At 63.1% G+C, this 18,972-nt stretch carries 15 protein-coding genes; 9 read left to right on the top strand and 6 right to left on the bottom strand.

Annotated features, from left to right (window positions below):
• Nucleotides 1–20: 20 nt before the first annotated feature.
• The 4 genes from ASD01_RS29235 (at nucleotide 21) to ASD01_RS29220 (ending at nucleotide 5,649) form a co-directional block, all read left to right on the top strand.
• Nucleotides 21–914, top strand: a complete 894-nt coding sequence (locus ASD01_RS29235) for a cation diffusion facilitator family transporter (RefSeq protein ID WP_034803839.1) — start codon at nucleotides 21–23, stop codon at nucleotides 912–914.
• Nucleotides 915–957: 43 nt separating this feature from the next.
• Nucleotides 958–1,554, top strand: a complete 597-nt coding sequence (locus ASD01_RS29230) for an NUDIX domain-containing protein (protein ID WP_034803837.1) — start codon at nucleotides 958–960, stop codon at nucleotides 1,552–1,554.
• Nucleotides 1,555–1,657: 103 nt separating this feature from the next.
• Nucleotides 1,658–4,267 carry a bifunctional lysylphosphatidylglycerol flippase/synthetase MprF gene (gene mprF / locus ASD01_RS29225; protein WP_034803834.1) on the top strand — a complete coding sequence of 870 codons (2,610 nt, stop codon included), beginning with the start codon at nucleotides 1,658–1,660 and terminating at the stop codon, nucleotides 4,265–4,267.
• 59 nt (nucleotides 4,268–4,326) lie between these two features.
• The gene (locus ASD01_RS29220; RefSeq protein WP_234798751.1) at nucleotides 4,327–5,649 is read left to right on the top strand and encodes a virulence factor family protein; all 1,323 of its coding nucleotides are present in this window, start codon (nucleotides 4,327–4,329) and stop codon (nucleotides 5,647–5,649) included.
• Nucleotides 5,650–5,960: 311 nt separating this feature from the next.
• Here ASD01_RS29220 and purN read toward each other — a convergent pair whose 3' ends face one another.
• Both purN and purM read right to left on the bottom strand, forming a co-directional pair.
• Nucleotides 5,961–6,629: a phosphoribosylglycinamide formyltransferase gene (gene purN / locus ASD01_RS29215; RefSeq protein WP_034803831.1), complete on the bottom strand. Its 669-nt coding sequence runs from the start codon at nucleotides 6,627–6,629 to the stop codon at nucleotides 5,961–5,963.
• Entirely contained in the window at nucleotides 6,626–7,696 is a 1,071-nt protein-coding gene (gene purM / locus ASD01_RS29210; RefSeq protein ID WP_034803829.1) for a phosphoribosylformylglycinamidine cyclo-ligase, read from the bottom strand. The genes purN and purM overlap by 4 nt, the downstream gene beginning before the upstream one ends.
• Nucleotides 7,697–7,955: 259 nt before the next feature.
• Between purM and ASD01_RS29205 the strand changes: the two genes are divergently transcribed.
• The 4 genes from ASD01_RS29205 (at nucleotide 7,956) to ppx (ending at nucleotide 13,579) form a co-directional block, all read left to right on the top strand.
• Nucleotides 7,956–9,077: an AI-2E family transporter gene (locus tag ASD01_RS29205; protein ID WP_034803826.1), complete on the top strand. Its 1,122-nt coding sequence runs from the start codon at nucleotides 7,956–7,958 to the stop codon at nucleotides 9,075–9,077.
• Between the two features lie 26 nt (nucleotides 9,078–9,103).
• Complete coding sequence (gene hdaA / locus ASD01_RS29200; protein WP_034803824.1) at nucleotides 9,104–9,793, top strand: DnaA regulatory inactivator HdaA; 690 nt, start codon at nucleotides 9,104–9,106, stop codon at nucleotides 9,791–9,793.
• A gap of 64 nt (nucleotides 9,794–9,857) precedes the next feature.
• A complete protein-coding gene (locus ASD01_RS29195; protein WP_060644856.1) occupies nucleotides 9,858–12,044 on the top strand; it encodes an RNA degradosome polyphosphate kinase in 2,187 nt (728 codons plus the stop codon).
• Between the two features lie 11 nt (nucleotides 12,045–12,055).
• A complete protein-coding gene (gene ppx / locus ASD01_RS29190) occupies nucleotides 12,056–13,579 on the top strand; it encodes an exopolyphosphatase (protein ID WP_034803818.1) in 1,524 nt (507 codons plus the stop codon).
• 62 nt (nucleotides 13,580–13,641) lie between these two features.
• Here ppx and ASD01_RS29185 read toward each other — a convergent pair whose 3' ends face one another.
• Nucleotides 13,642–15,000, bottom strand: a complete 1,359-nt coding sequence (locus ASD01_RS29185) for an esterase-like activity of phytase family protein (protein WP_034803816.1) — start codon at nucleotides 14,998–15,000, stop codon at nucleotides 13,642–13,644.
• Between the two features lie 205 nt (nucleotides 15,001–15,205).
• Complete coding sequence (locus ASD01_RS29180) at nucleotides 15,206–16,102, bottom strand: AraC family transcriptional regulator (protein ID WP_082572949.1); 897 nt, start codon at nucleotides 16,100–16,102, stop codon at nucleotides 15,206–15,208.
• Here ASD01_RS29180 and ASD01_RS29175 point away from each other — a divergent pair.
• Entirely contained in the window at nucleotides 16,101–16,508 is a 408-nt protein-coding gene (locus ASD01_RS29175; RefSeq protein WP_034803813.1) for a DUF2000 family protein, read from the top strand. The genes ASD01_RS29180 and ASD01_RS29175 overlap by 2 nt on opposite strands.
• Before the next feature lie 46 nt (nucleotides 16,509–16,554).
• Here ASD01_RS29175 and ASD01_RS29170 read toward each other — a convergent pair whose 3' ends face one another.
• Nucleotides 16,555–17,604, bottom strand: coding sequence for an adenylate/guanylate cyclase domain-containing protein (locus ASD01_RS29170; protein WP_034803810.1), 1,050 nt, complete (start codon nucleotides 17,602–17,604; stop codon nucleotides 16,555–16,557).
• A 161-nt stretch (nucleotides 17,605–17,765) separates the two neighbouring features.
• The gene (rnd, locus tag ASD01_RS29165) at nucleotides 17,766–18,938 is read right to left on the bottom strand and encodes a ribonuclease D (protein WP_034803806.1); all 1,173 of its coding nucleotides are present in this window, start codon (nucleotides 18,936–18,938) and stop codon (nucleotides 17,766–17,768) included.
• Nucleotides 18,939–18,972: the final 34 nt, after the last annotated feature.

Here is an 18,972-nt window from a genome sequence, read left to right as displayed (position 1 = left end):
AACGGCAGACGGAACCTCCCATGAGCGGCGACCACCACCATGCAGATGTCACGAGCACGCCGGTTTCAAGGCTCTGGGCCTCGCTTGGCCTGACCGGCGGCTTCATGCTGGCCGAAGTCGTCGGCGGCATCCTGACCGGCAGCCTGGCGCTGATATCCGACGCCATGCACATGCTGACCGACACAGCGGCCCTTGCGATCGCGCTCGTCGCGATCCATGTCGGCCGTCGCCCGTCAGACCTCTTGCGCACCTATGGCTACGCCCGCTTCGAGATCCTGGCTGCCGCCTTCAACGCGCTGCTCCTGCTCGGTGTCGCCTTCTACATCCTCTATGAGGCCTGGAAGCGGCTGTCCGAGCCGCAGGAGATCCAGTCCGGCAGCATGCTGGTGATTGCCGTCGTCGGCCTTCTCGTCAATCTCGCCTCGATGCGGCTGCTCACCAGCCACAAGGACGAAAGCCTCAACGTCAAGGGCGCCTATCTCGAAGTCTGGTCGGACATGCTGGGCTCGCTCGCCGTCATCGTCGGCGCGGTGGTCATCTGGCTGACCGGCTGGCAGTGGGTGGATTCGCTGCTCGCTGTCGGCATCGGCTTCATGGTCTTTCCGCGCACCTGGGTGCTGCTGAAGGAGTGCGTCAACATCCTGCTCGAAGGCGTGCCGCCGGGCATGCGCCTCGCCGATGTCCACGCGACGATTGCCGCCGTTCCCGGTGTTGCCTCCGTGCATGACCTGCACCTCTGGGCGATCACCCAGAGCCAGCCGTCGCTGACCGCCCATGCGGTACTTGCCGACGGTGCCGATGCCGAGACCGTGCGCCGCGCAATCGAGGAGCAGTTGCGCGCGACGTTCGACCTGCACCACACGACGCTGCAGATGGAGCGGGAAGATCGCGCGGCAGCGGAACATATCCACTGATGGCTGAAAGGGCGGGATTGCACTCGCCGGAGAAGGAAGTTGCATGAGCACCCAGCATGACCCACGCGTCAGGATCGTCGGCCGCCGCACGCTGTGGAAGGGCTTTGCGCACCTGGAAGAGGTGACGTTCGAACAGCAGATGTCCGATGGCGCGACCGTGACGCTGAAGCGGGAGATCCACGACCATGGCAATGCGGCGACCATCCTGCTCGTCGATGCCAGGCGCCAGAGCGTCATCCTGGTGCGGCAGCTTCGCGTTCCCGTTCTGCTCCAGGGCGACCCGGCTTATCTGATCGAGGCGGCCGCCGGGCTCCTCGACGGCGACACTCCGGAAGAGGCGATCTGCCGCGAGGCGCTGGAGGAGACCGGCTACCACGTCCAGGACGTTATCCACCTCTTCGATGTCTATATGAGCCCGGGGGCGCTGACCGAGCGCACGAGCTTCTTTGTCGGCCACATCGACGCCACCGAAAAACGCGGCGACGGCGGCGGGCTTGCGCATGAGGGCGAGGACATCGAAGTGCTGGAAATCCCCTTCGACGAAGCCGTCGCAATGATCGCGACCGGAGAGATCTGCGATGCCAAGACGATCATGCTGCTGCAGTGGGCCCAACTCAACCGGCAGCAACTGTTTGCCTAAGGGATTGTTTTATAAGAGTATAATTTATTACCGATATTTCACTTTTTGATCCGTATCGGGTAAGCTAAAGCGCTGATGTCCTCATTATCGACATGGGCGCTTCATGACATCCTCCCTACCGGAACGTGCAACCGACGACGAGCAGCAGGCGGAGGGAGGCTGGTTCTCCTTCCTGCGTCGCAATCGCCGTTATCTATCGGCTGCCGGTACGCTCTTCGTAATCGCACTTTTCGGCTTTGCGATCTTTCACCTGACGTCCGAAGTCCAGTACGACGAGGTCGTCCAGGCATTGGCGGATACCAGTTGGATCTCCGTCGCGGCGGCGGTGTTCTTCACCGCATTGAGTTTCCTCGCGCTCACCTTCTATGACGTCAGCGCTCTTGATTACGTCAAGCGAAAGCTGCCCTATGCCGACGTGGCGCTGACGGCGGCCTCGGCCTACGCGGTCGGCAATACTGCGGGGTTCGGGGCGCTCAGTGGCGGCGCCATCCGCTACCGCTCCTATTCGCGCCTCGGCATCGAGCCTGAGAACATCGCCCGCATCATCGCCTTCGTGACGCTCGCCTTCGGGCTCGGGCTGCTGGCGGTGACTTGCCTCAGCCTGCTTGCCGTCGGCGAGTATGTGGCGCCGATGACCGGGATGGATCCTCTGGTATTGCGCGTAATCGCGGCCGTGATCCTCGGCGGTCTGTTCACAGTGTTCTTTCTTGCCCGTGACGGGCGCGAGGTCAGCATCGGGCGTCTGACGCTTCGGCTCCCGGATTCGCGCACCGTTTCGCGCCAGTTCCTGGTGACGGCGCTCGATCTCGCCGCCTCGGCGACCGTTCTCTATGTTCTTCTACCCGCCGGCACGATCGGCTGGCCGGCCTTCCTTGCGGTCTATTCGCTGGCCGTCGGCGTTGGCGTCTTGAGCCATGTGCCGGCCGGTCTTGGCGTCTTCGAGACGATCATCATCGCGACGCTCGGCCACAATGCCGATGTCGACACCATTCTTGGCGCGCTGGTGCTCTACCGCGTGATCTATCACGTTCTGCCGCTCGTGATCGCGATCGCCGTCGTCATCGGCATCGAACTCCGCCAGCTGTCCGGTCATCCGGTTGCCTCCAGCGTGCGGCGCATCGGCGGCCGCATGACGCCGCTGCTTTTGGCAACGCTCGGCATCGTGCTGGCGATCATGCTGGTTCTTTCCAGCGTGACCCCGACGCCCGACGAGAACCTGGCATTCCTCGAAGGACTGCTGCCCTTGCCGATCGTTGAGGGCGCACACTTCCTCGCCAGCCTGCTCGGCCTTGCCCTCGTGGTCGTCTCGCGCGGACTGGCGCTGAGGCTTGACGGCGCCTGGTGGGCCTCGATCGTGATCGGGATCGCCGCGCTGCTGCTGTCGCTGATCAAGGCGATCGCCGTGGTGGAAGCGGGCATGCTGGCCTTCTTCCTGGTGGGGCTCATCGTCAGCCGCCGCCTGTTCGTGCGGCCGGCCTCGCTGTTCGGGCAGGCGCTGACGGTGCCGTGGCTGACGGCGCTCGGGGTCATCTGCCTGGGCGCGCTGGTCGTGCTGCTCTTCGTCTATCGCGATGTCGAATACAGCCATGAGCTCTGGTGGCAGTTCGAATTCTCCGCCGAAGCCCCCCGCGGCCTGCGCGCGCTTCTCGGCGTAACGATCGGCGCGAGCATGCTTGCGATCTGGAGCCTGATGCGCCCGGCAACCGGAGCCGCCGAGCCTGCCTCCGACGACGCGATGGAGCGGGCGCTCTCGATCGTCGAGGCGCAGGACATGTCCGATGCCAATCTGGTGCGCATGGGCGACAAGAGCCTGTTGTTTTCCGCCGACGGCCGAGCCTTCATCATGTATGGCCAGCGTGCTCGTTCCTGGATCGCGCTTTTCGATCCCGTCGGCCCGATCGATGCCTGGCCGGAGCTGATCTGGCACTTCATCGAAAAGGCGCGCGCGGCCGGCTGCCGGGCGGTTTTCTACCAGGTCTCGCCCCTGGGGCTTGCATACTATGCCGATGCCGGGCTGCGCGCCTTCCGGCTCGGCGAACTCGCGCGCGTCGACCTCGCCCGCTTCGAGCTGAAGGGGGGCAAATGGGCGAACCTGCGCCAGCAGGTGAGCCGCGCCCAGCGCGACGGGCTCGAGTTCCGTGTCGTAGCGCCCGAAAACGTTCCGGACGTCATGCCTGACCTGACCGCGGTCTCCGATGCCTGGCTCGCGCATCACAATGCCAAGGAGAAAGGCTTCTCGCTCGGTGCCTTCGATCCCGAGTATCTTCGCGAGCAGCCGGTGGCGATCCTCACCTGTGGTGGGCGTACGGTCGCATTTGCCAATATTCTGGTGACGGCGACCAAGGAGGAGGGGACCGTTGACCTCATGCGCTTTTCGCCGGATGCGCCGAAGGGCGCGATGGATTTTCTCTTCGCCCAGGTGATGGAGTATCTGAAGGCCGAGGGGTACCGTACCTTCAACCTTGGCATGGCGCCCCTGTCGGGCATGTCCACGCGCCAGATCGCGCCGGTCTGGGACCGGGCCGGGCGCACCTTCTTCGAACACGGCGAACGTTTCTACAACTTCAAGGGCTTGCGCGCCTTCAAGTCGAAGTTTCATCCGCAGTGGCAACCGCGCTATCTTGTCGCCAGTGGCGGCATCAATCCGATCCTCGCCCTGATGGATGCGACATTCCTGATCGGCGGCGGTCTCAAGGGAGTGGTAAAGAAATGATCCCTGTCGCGAACGCCTGGAAATGCCTGACTTTGGCGGCGCTGCTGCTCTCCGCATCGATGTTCCCCGCTCTCGCGGAAGACGCGCCGAAGAGCTACGATACCGGGATGATCCCGTCGCCGCGCATCATGCTGCCGAAGGAAAAGGCGGCCGCACTTGTTGTGCTGCTGTCGGACGCCGCCGGCTGGACGGACAAGGAGCAGGCGATCGCCGACACGCTCACCGATGACAAGACAGTCGTTGTCGGCATCGACCTCAAGGCCTATCTCGCTTCGCTCGCCAAGGATGATGGCGACTGCATCTACATGGTCTCCGACATCGAATCGCTGAGCCAGCAGGTGCAGCGTGCCGTCGGCACCGACGCTTACCAATTGCCCGTCGTCGCAGGCGTCGGTGCCGGTGGTGCGCTGGCACTCGCCATCGCTGCCCAGACACCGCCTGCCACCATCGGCCAAACACTTGCGATTGATCCGGAAGAGGGGATCGCGCTTGAAAAGCAACTCTGCACCCCGGCCGAAAAGGTGAAGAAGGGCGACCGCATGGTCTATGGCCTGACCGACGGGGCATTGCCGGATCCGGTTTCCGTCGTCTTTTCACCCGCGGCATCGGCCGACGGGCGCTCCCATGTGGCGGCATTGATCGCCAAGCATCCGGACGTCGAGCAAGAGGACAGTGACGACGACGCCTATACGACGCTGTCCGATCACCTCACCGATATCATCGACAGCGAGCGCGACGCCGGCAATCCGTTCGGCTTGCCCCTGACCATCCTTGACGCAAAGCCGACCCGTGACACGATGGCGGTGATCTATTCAGGCGACGGTGGCTGGCGCGACATCGACAAGGAAGTCGGCGACGTGCTGCAGCAGCAGGGCGTACCGGTCGTCGGCTTCGATTCCCTGCACTACTTCTGGTCCGAGCGCGATCCGCAGGTGACGGCGGACGACCTTGCCAAGGTGATGAGCTACTACCGCAAGCACTGGAACGTGCGAAATGTGCTCCTCATCGGCTATTCCTTCGGTGCAGACGTCCTGCCGCGAACCTTCAACCTGCTGCCGGCCGGCGAAAAGGCCCATGTTCGCCAGGTGACCTTGATGGCCCTCTCGCACATGGTCGATTACAAGGTCTCTGTGCTGGGTTGGCTAGGGGCTTCTGGCGACGGCAAGGGTGGTGATCCGCTCGACGATATCAAGCGCATCGACCCGGCGTTGGTGCAATGCATCTACGGCACCGACGAAGAGGATGATGCCTGCCCGCAACTGAAGGGCACCGGCGTCGACGTCATCGGCATCGACGGCGGCCACCACTTCGACGAGGATTATCCGGCGCTGACACGGCGCGTGCTCGACGCCCTCGATCGCCGGCTGGCTTCGGCGAAGTGAACGGTCGGTGTGTGGGGGCGTGAGGCTTACCCCCCTCTGCCCCGCCGGGGATCTCCCCCCACAAAGGGGAGATCGGCTAGACGCGCCCACCCGCTACAACTGAACGAGATTGCCCGCCGGCTCGATGTTGACGATGGGGGTATCCTTCTGCGCCAGATAGAGTTGCCACCGGCGAACGGGCAATGACCGCCGAGCGGTCGCCATCTGCTGATCTCCCCCCTTGCGGGGGAGATGCCGGGCAGGGCAGAGGGGGTATTCTGGCGTTAACCGCGTGTGATGCGCTGTGGTCGGGACAAAGCAACCCGGCGTGATTACGCAGCCGGCGAAATCAGCGTACCCGTCGCCTCGCCAAGGCTCTTGCTCACAGCGCGACCGCCTTCCATGCGTATCTTGCCCTCGGCCATCAGCCGAAGCGCCATCGGATAGGTGCGGTGCTCGACGGTCAGCACTCGGGCAGCAAGGCTGTCGGACGTGTCGCCGGGCACGACTGGAACCACCGCCTGCGCCAGGATCGGGCCTTCGTCCATGCCTTCGGTGACGAAGTGCACGGTGCAACCGGCGACCTTCATGCCGGCGTCGATAGCCCGCTGATGGGTGTGCAGGCCGGGGAAAAGCGGCAGCAAGGACGGATGGATGTTGAGGATACGTCCCTCGTGGCGCTGGATGAACGTCGCCGACAGCAGACGCATATAGCCGGCGAGGCAGATGATGTCCGGCGACAGCCGGTCGAGCTCGGCAAGGATTGCCGCTTCGTGGGCGTCCTTGCTGTCGTAGTCCTTGCGCAGGAAAGCGCGCGTGGGGATGCCAAGCGCCTCGGCTTTGGCGAGGCCGCCGGCATCCGCCTTGTCGGCGATGACGGCGACGATCTCGGCCGGGAAATCCGGCTCGGCCGTTGCCTTTGCGAGCGCCAGCATGTTGGAGCCGCCACCAGAGATGAAGACGACGACCCGCTTCTTGCCCGTCGAGACTTCCGTCGTCATAGGGCCAGGTTGCCCTTGTAGATCGTGCCGGCTGCACCTTCGTCGCGGGCGACCATGCGGCCCAGCGTAAAGACGGTTTCGCCTTCGCCGGTGAGCACGGCGGAAACCTCTGCGGCCTTGTCGGCCGGAACGACGGCGATCATGCCGACGCCGCAGTTGAAGGTGCGCAACATTTCATTGGCGGCAACGCCGCCGGTCTGGGCGAGCCACGAGAACACCTTCGGCGCCTTGATCGCGTCGAGGTCGATCTCGGCAGCGAGGTGCTTTGGCAGCACGCGCGGAATGTTCTCAGGGAAACCGCCGCCGGTGATGTGGGCGAGCGCCTTGATCGAACCGGTCTCGCGGATCGCCTTCAGGAGCGGCTTCACATAGATGCGCGTCGGCGTCATCAGGAGATCGGCAAGCGTACCTTCGCCGAACGGAGCAGGAGCATCCCAGGCAAGGCCCGAGAGCGTGACGATCTTGCGCACCAGCGAATAGCCGTTGGAATGCACGCCGGAGGAGGCGAGGCCGAGGATGACGTCGCCTTCGGAGATGTCACCGGCCGGCAGCAACTGACCGCGTTCGGCAGCGCCGACGGCAAAGCCCGCGAGATCGTAGTCGCCGCCCGAATACATGCCGGGCATTTCGGCGGTCTCGCCGCCGATCAGCGCGCAACCGGATTCGCGGCAGCCTGCAGCGATGCCGGCGACGATCGCGGCACCCTGGTCCGGGTCAAGCTTTCCGGTCGCGAAATAGTCGAGGAAGAAGAGCGGTTCGGCGCCCTGGACGACGAGGTCGTTGACGCACATGGCGACGAGGTCGATGCCGACGGTGTCGTGCTTGTTGGCGTCGATGGCGATCTTCAGCTTGGTGCCGACGCCGTCGTTGGCGGCCACCAGAACCGGGTCGGTGAAGCCCGCGGCCTTGAGATCGAAGAGACCGCCGAAGCCGCCGATTTCGCCGTCGGCGCCGGGCCGCCGGGTCGAGCGCACATGCGGCTTGATCTTCTCGACCATCAGGTTCCCGGCGTCGATATCAACGCCCGCGTCGCTATAGGTGAGACCGTTCTTTCCCGACTGGCTCATGCTCGTTCTCCAAGGCTCGTCGTGCGACAGGTATTTTGCGGATGCGATTGGCACGGCAGGCAAGGGAGTGCAAGCCGAGAGCACGCCTTGGCGGCGTTTTTTCACCATTTTGCCCATATCCCACGGCGCAAGCCAGTCAGCTTGGCTATAAACTGGATGACTGCACCGGTCGGACTTGACCGTTACGCGCACCGCCCCCTATCTCCTTGACAGGGTTGTGATACGCAACAGTGGCGAGCGGCGCCTCACGAGGAGTGTCATGGATATCAAGGTCAGCGGTTCCGGATTGCAGCGCCAGGTCATTTTCTGGCTACTGGTGCTTGCCGCCTTCATTGCCTTCCTCATGGTTTTCAGCTCGATCCTGCTGCCGTTCCTGGCCGGCATGGCGCTTGCCTATTTCCTCGACCCGGTCGCCGACCGCCTGGAGCGGTTCGGCTTGAGCCGGTTGATGGCGACGGTCGTGATCCTGATCGGCTTCGTCGTCGTCTTCGTGCTGGCCCTCATGGTCATCATTCCTGTCGTCGTCAGCCAGGCGGCCGATTTCATTGCGAACATCCCCGGCTATGCCGCCAAGCTGCAGGTGCTCGTCAACGAAGCGCAGACGCGGCTGATTCCCGATTGGCTCGCGAGCCAGATGCCGTCGCTGAAGCAAAGCTCCGGCAAACTGCTCGAACAGGGTGCTGCCTTCCTCGGCACGCTCTTCCAGCAGATCTGGAACTCCGGCGTGGCGTTGCTCGACGTCATCTCGCTGCTGGTCGTCACCCCTGTCGTCGCCTTCTATATCCTGCTCGACTGGGACCGGATGGTCGAGAAGGTCGATAGCTGGGTTCCGCGCGACTACGTCTCGGATGTGCGCCAGATCGCCCGCGACATGAACGCGACGATCGCCGGATTTGTGCGCGGGCAGGGCTCGCTCTGCCTCATTCTTGGTCTTTATTACGGGATCGGCCTGTCGCTGGTCGGTCTCAATTTCGGTCTGCTGATCGGTCTCTTCGCCGGCATGATCAGTTTCATTCCCTATGTCGGATCCATGGTCGGCCTGGTGCTCGCCGTTGGCGTCGCGCTGGTCCAGTTCTGGCCGGACTATCTGTGGATCGGCCTCGTGCTTGCCGTCTTCTTCAGCGGGCAGTTCATGGAGGGCAATATCCTCCAGCCGAAGCTGGTGGGCAAAAGCGTCGGCCTGCATCCGGTCTGGCTGATGTTTGCGCTGCTTGCCTTCGGTGCACTGTTCGGTTTCGTCGGTCTTCTGGTCGCGGTGCCCGCAGCAGCCGCCATCGGCGTGCTTGTCCGCTTCGGCATCCAGCGCTACCTTGATAGCGACCTCTATCACGGGCACGGCAAGGCCGTGGAAAAGAAGGCGAAGAGCGACAAGGCCGCCTGATTTCCGACGATTGTCCCGAGTACAGCATGACAAAACGCCCATTCGAACAAATCCCCCTGGCTTTCGGCCACGACCCGGCGACGGGTCGTGAGGACCTGCTCGTCTCCGACAGGCTGAGCGCGGCCATCGCCATCGTCGACCACTGGCCGGACTGGCCGGCGCCCGTGGTCATCATCGCCGGCCCGGTCGGCTCGGGAAAATCGCATCTCGCCAGCATCTGGAAGGAGCGGGCAGGAGCGGAAGTGATCCACCCGCTCGCCGGCTCCGATGCCGCGTTGATCGCGGCCGAAAGACCTGTTCTCTTCGAGGATGCCGACCGCAGCGGCTTCGACGACACGACGCTTTTCCACGTCATCAACAATGTGCGCCAGCACGGCACCAGCCTGCTGATGACGACGCGGCTCTGGCCGATGTCCTGGCCGGTGACGCTGCCGGATCTGCGCTCGCGCCTGAAGGCGGCGACCGTGGTCGAGATCGGTGAGCCGGACGACGAATTGCTGACGCAGGTGCTGATCAAGCTCTTTGCCGATCGCCAGCTTTTCGTCGACGAGCGGCTGGTGGGCTACATCGTCCAGCGCATGGAGCGCTCGCTGGAGGCAGCGCAGACGATCGTCGAGCGCATCGACCATCTGGCGCTGGCCCGCGGCACGAAGCTTTCACGCGCGCTCGCTTCCGAAGTTCTCGAAGAACTGGGAAATCAGCGTCGGTCCGATTGACTGTCACAGAACCGTCGTCAAACTGAGATAGCCGGTGCAGCCGGAGCAATGGGATCTGAAAAGCATGGATAACGCGCTATCTGCGGTGAACGAAAACCAGGCATCGGCGGAGGACGTCGACCTGCTGACGAGCCCGCAGCGCTTCATCAACCGCGAATTTTCCTGGCTGCAGTTCAATCGCCGCGTGCTCGAGGAAACGCTGAACACGGCGCATCCTCTGCTGGAGCGTGTTCGCTTTCTGTCGATCTCGGCCGCCAACCTCGACGAGTTCTTCATGGTGCGCGTCGCCGGCCTCGAAGGCCAGGTGCGCCAGGGCCTCTCGATGCGTTCGCCCGACGGCAAGACCCCGGTCGAGCAGCTCGAAGACATCCTGAAGGAAATCGACAATCTGCAGATGGAGCAGCAGGCCTCGCTCGCCGTGCTTCAGCAGTATCTCGCCAAGGAAGACATCCTGATCGTTCGCCCGGCCTCGCTTTCGGTGCAGGACAGGAGCTGGCTTGCCAACGAGTTCGATCAGTCGATCTTCCCAGTGCTGACACCGCTCTCCATCGACCCGGCGCATCCGTTCCCCTTCATTCCGAACCTCGGCTTTTCGATGGGCCTGCAGCTCGTCAGCAAGACCGGCCGCGAGCCAATGACGGCGCTCCTGCGTCTGCCGGTGGCACTCGACCGCTTCATCCGGCTGCCCGACGTCAAGAACGTCATCCGCTACATCACCCTCGAAGACATGGTCAGCCAGTTCATCGACCGACTGTTTCCGGGCTATGAGGTCAAAGGCTCCGGTACCTTCCGCATCATTCGCGACAGCGATATCGAGGTGGAAGAAGAGGCGGAAGACCTCGTTCGCTTTTTCGAGACCGCGCTGAAGCGCCGTCGCCGCGGTTCGGTGATCCGCATCGAGACCGATTCGGAAATGCCGGCGTCGCTGCGCCAGTTCGTCGTGCAGGAACTGGGCGTCCCGGAAAACCGGATCGCCGTCCTGCCGGGACTGCTGGCACTCAACACTTTGTCCGAAATCACCAAGGCTCCACGCGACGATCTGCGCTTCGAGCCGTACAATCCGCGTTTCCCCGAGCGCGTGCGCGAGCATGCCGGCGACTGCCTGGCGGCGATCCGCGAGAAGGACATGGTGGTGCATCACCCCTACGAGTCCTTTGACGTGGTCGTGCAGTTCCTGTTGCAGGCAGCGCGCGATCCTGAAGTCGTCGCCATCAAGCAGACGCTTTACCGCACGTCGAACGACAGCCCGATCGTGCGCGCCCTGATCGACGCCGCCGACGCCGGCAAGTCGGTGACGGCGCTGGTCGAGCTCAAGGCCCGCTTCGACGAGGAGGCCAATATCCGCTGGGCGCGCGACCTCGAACGCGCCGGCGTCCAGGTCGTCTTCGGCTTCATCGAACTGAAGACCCACGCCAAAATGTCGATGGTGGTGCGGCGCGAAGAGGGCAAGCTTCGGACCTATTGCCATCTCGGCACCGGCAACTATCACCCGGTCACCGCGAAGATCTACACCGACCTGTCGTTCTTCACCTGCAACCCGGTCATCGCCCACGACATGGCGAACATCTTCAACTTCATTACCGGCTACGGCGAGCCGGAGGCGGGCATGAAGCTGGCCGTCTCGCCGCACACGCTGCGCCCGCGCATTCTCAGGCACGTCGACGAAGAAATCGAGCATGCCAAGGCCGGGCGCCCGGCGGCGATCTGGATGAAGATGAACTCGCTCGTCGATCCGGAGATCATCGACGCGCTCTATAAGGCGAGCCGTGCCGGCGTCGAAATCGACCTGGTGGTGCGCGGCATCTGCTGCCTGCGCCCGCAGGTCCCGGGGCTCTCGGACAATATCCGTGTCAAGTCCATCGTCGGCCGATTCCTCGAACATTCCCGCATATTCTGCTTCGGCAACGGTCACGGGCTTCCATCGGAGAATGCCCTTGTCTATATCGGCTCGGCGGATATGATGCCGCGCAATCTGGATCGGCGGGTCGAGACGCTCGTGCCTCTCATCAACCGGACTGTGCACGAACAGGTTCTGTCGCAGATCATGCTGGGTAATCTCATCGACAACCAGCAGAGCTACGAAATTCTTCCCGATGGCACCTCTCGCCGGATGGAAGTCGGCAAGGATGCCGAGCCTTTCAACGCACAGCACTATTTCATGACCAATCCCAGCCTCTCCGGCCGGGGCGAGGCCCTGAAGTCCAGCGCACCGAAGCTCATAGCCGGCTGGAAGAGCGGCTGGCACAAATAAACTGGAATTGCATGGTCGAATCTGAAGCGCAGGGGCGTCTGCCCGGCATCCGCCCGGTTTCCGTTATCGATATCGGTTCGAACTCCATCCGCCTTGTCGTCTATGAAGGCCTGAGCCGCTCACCGGCCATGCTGTTCAACGAAAAGGTGATGTGCGGTCTCGGCAAGGGCATCGATGCGACCGGACGCATGGATGAAGACAGCGTCGAGCGCGCGCTGAAAGCGCTGCACCGCTTTCACGCGCTCTCCAAGCAGGCGCGTGCGACCTCGATGTATGTGCTGGCGACGGCCGCCGCACGCGAAGCGAGCAACGGCCCCGCCTTCATCGAGAAGGCGGAGGCGATCCTCGGTCACAAGGTCCGCATCCTTACTGGCGAGGAAGAGGCCTATTATTCCGCGATGGGCATCGTCAGCGGCTATCACGATCCCGACGGTGTCGTCGGCGACCTTGGCGGTGGCTCGCTGGAACTCGTCGAGGTCTCCGGCACGAAGATCGGCAAGGGCATCACCCTCCCGCTCGGCGGTATTCGTTTGTTCGAGCACAGCAACGGCTCACTCACCAAGGCGCGCACCTGGGTGCGCAAGTTCATGAAGAACTCGGCGGTGCTGAAGACCGGCACGGGACGGACGTTCTATGCGGTCGGCGGCACTTGGCGTTCGATCGCCAAGCTGCACATGGAGATCCGCGACTATCCGCTGCACATGATGCAGGGCTACGAGATTTCCTTTGACGAGGCGATGGCGCTTTTGCCGGAAGTGATCGAGCCGAAGAACATCAAGCCGTCCGCCTATTCGACGATCTCGAAGAGCCGCCGCAGCCTTCTGCCCTTCGGCGCGATCGCCATGCAGGAAGCGCTGGAGATCATGAAGCCGGAGCGGATTTCCTTCTCGGCGCTCGGCGTTCGCGAAGGTTATCTTTTCTCGCTCTTGAGGGACGAGGAACGTGCTCAGGATCCGCTGCTGACGGCGGCCAACGAGATCGCCATCCTGCGTGCCCGCTCGCCCGAGCACGCCCGCGAACTGGCTGACTGGACCGGTCGCATGGTGCCGTTCTTCGGGATCGAGGAGACGGAAGAGGAAGGCCGGTATCGCCAGGCGGCCTGCCTGCTTGCGGATATCAGCTGGCGGGCGCACCCCGACTATCGCGGTCTCCAGGCGCTCAACATCATCGCCCACTCGACCTTCTCCGGCATTACCCATGCCGGCCGCGCCTATATTGCGCTTTCCAATTATTACCGCTTCGAGGGGCTCAACGACGACGGCGCCACGAACGCACTTGCCGGCATCACCACGCCGCGCCTGCTGGAACTGGCAAAGCTGCTCGGCGGCCTCTTGCGTGTCGCCTATCTTTTCTCCGCATCGATGCCGGGGATTGCCCGTAACCTGACGTTCCGCAAGTCGTCTCTGCCGGACGTGGACCTCGAAATCGTCGTGCCTGCGGACTATTCGGAATTCCAGGGCGAGCGCCTGGACGGACGCCTGCAGCAGCTTGGAAAGCTCACTGGCAAGCGTCTCGCTTTCCACTTCGAAAGCTGACGCCGAAAAGTCACCGGTCAAACGGGAAGGGCGCGCGAACCGATGTTCGCGCGCCCTTTTGATTAATCGGCCTTGAGGAAGTCGCCGACTTCGAGCAGCACGAACTCGTTGTCGTCGGCCTTGTCGAGTGCGCGGCCGGCCGAGAACGGCAGGTTGTTGTCGTTGCCGACGATGATGTGGGTCTCATCGACGCGGTCGACGTTCTCGATGGTGACGAAGGGCATATCGTAGAAGCCTTCGCCGCCGCCCTGACGCTTCTTGTTGTCCGGATCGGCGATCTTCAAGAGGTCGATGTAGCCGATCTTGCGCACGGCCTTGCCGGCATTGCTGTCGTCAAAGGCGATCTTGTAGATGCGCTTGACCTTGGAGCCCGTTGCGAAGCAGTCCGGCTTCGGGTCCTTCGGATCGGCGCAGGCCTTGTCCACCGTGCCGGCGCCATTGTCGCGCTCGATCACCAGCGCGGTCTTGTCGTCGAGCATGTTGAAGTCGCCGATCGCCTCGCCGCCTTCAGCCAGCGGATAGAGCCAGCTGCGGCCGGTCCAGGCTTTGCTCGCAACATCGAGTTCGATGATGCGCAGCGCCGGGCGGCCATCGGCCTGCTCAACCGTTTCGCTGTCGGTCCAGAGCGGGCCTTCGAGCAGGCCGTAAAGCTTGCTGCCGTCCTTGGAAAGCGCCATGCCTTCATAGCCGCCGGAGCGCTTCAGGTTGAAGGCGGGCGTCTTCTTCGAGGGATCGCCCTGCAGCGTCAGCGTCGGATTGTCGGGCGAAAGCACCGGCTTGCCGTCGACCGTGGTCGCGATCACGTCGGTCAGCTTGCCGTCGAGATCGAACTTGAGGATGTAGGGGCCGAACTCTTCACCGACCCAGAAGCCGTCCGCAACCGGCTGGATCGATTCGACGTCGAAGTCGGCGCCGGTGAGATAACGCTTGTCCGAGCCTTCCATGACGATCGGGAAGGGGGCCTTCTTGTCCGGGTCGGTCAGGAACAACGTCTTCAGTGCTTCGACCTTGCCGGCGTCCCAGTCCATCTTCACGTGGTGCAGCATCAGCATGGCGTCGTTGGAGTTCATCTTGCTGCCGAAACCGTTGTCGGAGAGGCTCCAGAAGGTGCCGTCTTCCATCGCCTTGATGCCGGAAAAGCCCTGCATCGGCTGGCCGTCGAAGGGCAGCGACAGGCCGGTCAGGCGAACGCCGTCCTTGCCCGGAACGGTGCCGAGCGCTTCGGCACGCTTGCGGTCCGCGGTGGTGAACTTGCCGGAGGTCTTGAGGTATTCCGGTGCGTCCGAGGGGGCGGCGATGATCGTGTTGGCCGGCAGGATCGCGTGGCCCTTCAGCGTCGCGGTAAAGGACTTTTCCTCGGCCGAGGCGGCCATCGTCATCAAAAGAGAAAGAGCCGCGGTGGCGAGAAGCGTTTTCGTCATGAGGTTCACCTTGGGTTGGAGCCTTCTGCATGTCTCCTTGGATCGCCCTAGATCCAAGGAGGCAGACGTGCAGCAAATTCGACGTGCTGCAGCGACCCTTGCGCGTCCCAGGACGCGCGGCGCTGCAGTCCGCAACCCGATAGGCGGCTATGATGACGGTTGGGTGATGCTTGCTTTACAACCCGATGAAGCTTTGGTGACAGGATTAGCCGGCGACGGCGAGGCTTGCCCAGCGGCCGGGCGTCAGGCCGTAGGCGCGCTTGAAATGACGGGTGAAATGCGCCTGGTCGGCAAAGCCGGTTTCGAGCGCAGCACCGGCAAGGCTTTCGCCCCGGGCGATCATCTGCCGTGCCCGCTCCAGCCGGCGCATCAGCAGGTAGCGATGGGGGCTGGTGCCGAGAACCCGGCGGAATTGCCGGGCGAGCGTGAAGCGATCGAGCCCGCTCACCGCCTCAAGTTCCTGCGAGCCGACGGGCCGTTCGAGATTGGCGCGAAGGAATTCGCTCGCCTGTAGAACGGCACGCTTGTCGGCCTTTGCGGGCTTGGCGTCCTTGGTGCCGGCGTGACGGTAGAGCCCCTCGGCGATCCGCACGAGAATGTCGTCGAGCGCCAGTTCGTCGATGCCATTGTCGAGATCCATCACGGCTTCGCCGACCGCCTGCCGCAGCGCCTCGTCGCCCACGACAGGGGCTGCGACGAAGGGCAGGGAGCGGTCGGTTTCATCAAGGGCTGCGAGTAGCCGTTCCGGCTGCAGATACATCATCCGGTAGCGCAGCCCGATCTCCGTTCCCGCGCCGCCATCATGGATCTCGTCCGGGTGGAGGATGATGATGCTTCCAGGATTGCTGAAGCGGCTTTCGCCGCGATACTGAAACGTCTGGACGCCGCCGAGCGTTACGCCGATGGCATAGGTGTCGTGGCGGTGCGGCTCGAAAAATTTTCCATGCAGGCGCGCCTCGATGCGCTCGATGCCATCGACGGCAGGCGCAACCCGAATGCCGTCGCCAGGCGCGCCGCACAATCGTTCAAGATCGATCGCAGCGCCGTCCGATAATGCGTCTTCCGGCACGCCCTGTCGGGCTGAAATGGAGATGGCCGTCATGTTCGATACCAAATTTGCAATCGTCTTGCGCGAGGACCTGGCAACCTGGCAGAAGCTCAACGTCACCGCCTTCCTCGCCACCGGGATCGCCGGACAGAAGCCCGGGATCATCGGCGAAGATTATCGCGATGGCGCCGGCAACGTCTACAACGCCTTGAGCATCCAGCCGATCATCGTCCTTGCCGCAGATGGGAAGACGCTCGGCAACATTCAACGGCGCGCGATCGAAAGAGAGGTCAAAGCTTCGATCTATGTCGACGGCATGTTTGCCACCGGTCACGACCACGCCAACCGTGCGGTTTTCGCCGAGACCAGGCCGGACGACGCGGCAGTCGCCGGCATTGCCATTCATGCGGACAGGAAGCTGGTCGACAAGATCACCAAGGGTGCCAAGCTGCACGGCTGACGGCGATCGCGATCCGGCCGATCGATGCCCTGCGCGCCGGCCGGGATCACTCGGCCGCGGTCGATGCCAGCTGAGGAGCCGCGCTGCCTGCGCGCAACGACAGAACGCCAAGCTTCTGCCCGCGTCCTCTGACGGCGTGCTCGCCGAGATCCTCGACCCGCACATAATGCGGCAGACGCATCTTGCGGGCGAGATCGGTGGAGATCAGTACCTGGTGGCCGAGCGTCTTGCAGAAACCTTCGAGCCGGGCGGTGGTGTTCACCGTATCGCCGAAATAGGTGATCTTGTGCCGGTCGAGCCCGATTTCCGCCGCAACGATGGTGCCGCCATGAAGCGCCGCGCGCAGCCGCGGAACCTCGCCGAACTCCTTTTGCCAACGGCGCGCATCCGCATCGATCATTTCCAGAATGTCGAAGACGCAATGAATGCAGGCCGCATTGTTGGTTGCGCGATCGAAAGGCCAGGTAATGACGGCGGCGTCACCGATATAGTCGTCGATCGAGCCGCGGTAGCGCATGACCGGGTCGGCGATCGTCGCAAACAGCCTGCCGAGATACTCCTGCATCCGCAGGTCGCCGTGTTTCTCGGCATAGGCGGTCGAGCCGGCCAGGTCGATGAAGAGGAAGACGCGTTCTTCCTCGACCGGTCTGCGATAGCGGCCGGTGAGCAGGCTCAAAAAGACGTCGCGCCCGAGGAGTTCGCGAACCCTGAGGATGAAGACGAGCGAACCTGATACGCCGAGCGCGAAGATTAGGACCGTCTTGGACGGCATCATCGCGTCCATCCAATGGTCCTCCATGACGCCGCCCGACTGCATGAGCAGGCCAGCGGCGGCATATCCGATGTCGAGAAGCACGAAGTAGATCACCAGCGACGCGACGAAAAAGACCGGCGTGGAAAAGGCGTGGATCCGTCGATGCAGGCGCCGGAAAATGATGCGTCGCTCGAAGGCGATGATCGGCAGGCACATGAAGAGCGCATAGGTCGCGCCGATCAGGGCGCCCTTGCCGTAGAAAACCCATGCGTAGACCGCGCCGGCGCCTGCAACGACCAGCAGCAAGAGAAGTCCTTCGAAAGTCGAAAAGCGCCAACGCATGCAGAAAGCTCCGGTACCGGAAGAGGCGGCATCCGTGTCGGTCGGCGTTGTCCAAGGCGCCGGCTCACGTCACATCGTTTGATACGATGGTGATTCTGTTCCGCCCGGCCCTTCGCTAGAGCTGGATTCAGGCGGAAACTTGTCTCCGCCCAATCCCTTTTTCAAGCTGACGCGGACGTGATCTCGGCGCTGATTTCCACTGCTTCGATCTTCTTGTCGACGAAGCGCAGGGCAACGTCGCCGTTGATCAGCTTCAGTGCCGTTTCGCCGAAGAGTTCGCGCCGCCAGCCCTTGAGCGCGGCGACATCCGCCTTCTCGCCCTCGGCAGCTATTTTGTCGAGATCTTCGCTGTTGGCGATGATCTTCGCGGCGACACCCTGCTTCTCGGCGATCAGCTTCAAAAGCACCTTCAGCATCTCGCCAGCGGCCGCAGCACCTTCCGGCGCATGGCTTTGGCGCGGAAGCTTCGGCAGATCGGCCTTCGGGATCGCCAGCGCCTCGTTGACGGCCTCGACGACCGCCGTTCCGGCGGTGGAGCGTTCCCAGCCCTTGGGAATGGTCCGGAGCCGTGCCAGTGCTTCCGCATCCTTCGGCTGCTGCTGGGCGATCTCGTAAATGGCGTCATCCTTGAGGATGCGGCCGCGCGGCACGTTGCGGGCGCGTGCCTCGCGCTCGCGCCAAGCGGCGACCGTCTTCAGCGCGGCGAGTTCGATCGGCTTCTTTACCCGCATCTTCAGCCGCTGCCAGGCGTCGTCAGGGTGCAGGTCGTAGGTGTCGCGGGCTTCGAGAATGGCCATCTCTTCGGTCAGCCAGAGCGAACGGCCTTCGCGCTCGAGTTCTGCCGCCAGGTATTTGTAGATGTCGCGCAGATGCGTCACGTCGGCCAGCGCATAGTCGAGCTGCTTTTCGGTCAGCGGACGGCGGCTCCAGTCGGTAAAGCGCGAGGACTTGTCGATCTGCGTGCCGGTGACGCGGTTGACCAGCTGGTCATAGGAAACGCTGTCGCCAAAGCCGCAAACCATCGCTGCGACCTGCGTATCGAAGATCGGATGCGGAATAAGGTTTCCGAGATGGAAGATGATCTCGATGTCCTGACGCGCGGCATGGAACACCTTGATGACCTCCGGGTTGGCCATCAGCGCGAAGAAGGGCGCAAGATCGATGCCCTTCGCCATCGGGTCGACGATGACGGCAAGGTCCGGGCTCGCCATCTGGATCAGGCAAAGCTCCGGCCAGAAAGTCGTCTCGCGAAGAAATTCGGTATCGATCGTAATATAATTTGATAGGGCCAGCTGCTGGCAGGCGGCCTCAAGGTCTGCTGTTGTTTCAATCATCAGATTTAAATCACTGTGGCGAAAATGCGGCTTG

It is taken from the genome of Ensifer sp. Root423, assembly GCF_001426275.1.
GTDB lineage: Bacteria > Pseudomonadota > Alphaproteobacteria > Rhizobiales > Rhizobiaceae > Ensifer > Ensifer adhaerens.
This window is presented reverse-complemented; position numbering and strand designations above follow the sequence as displayed.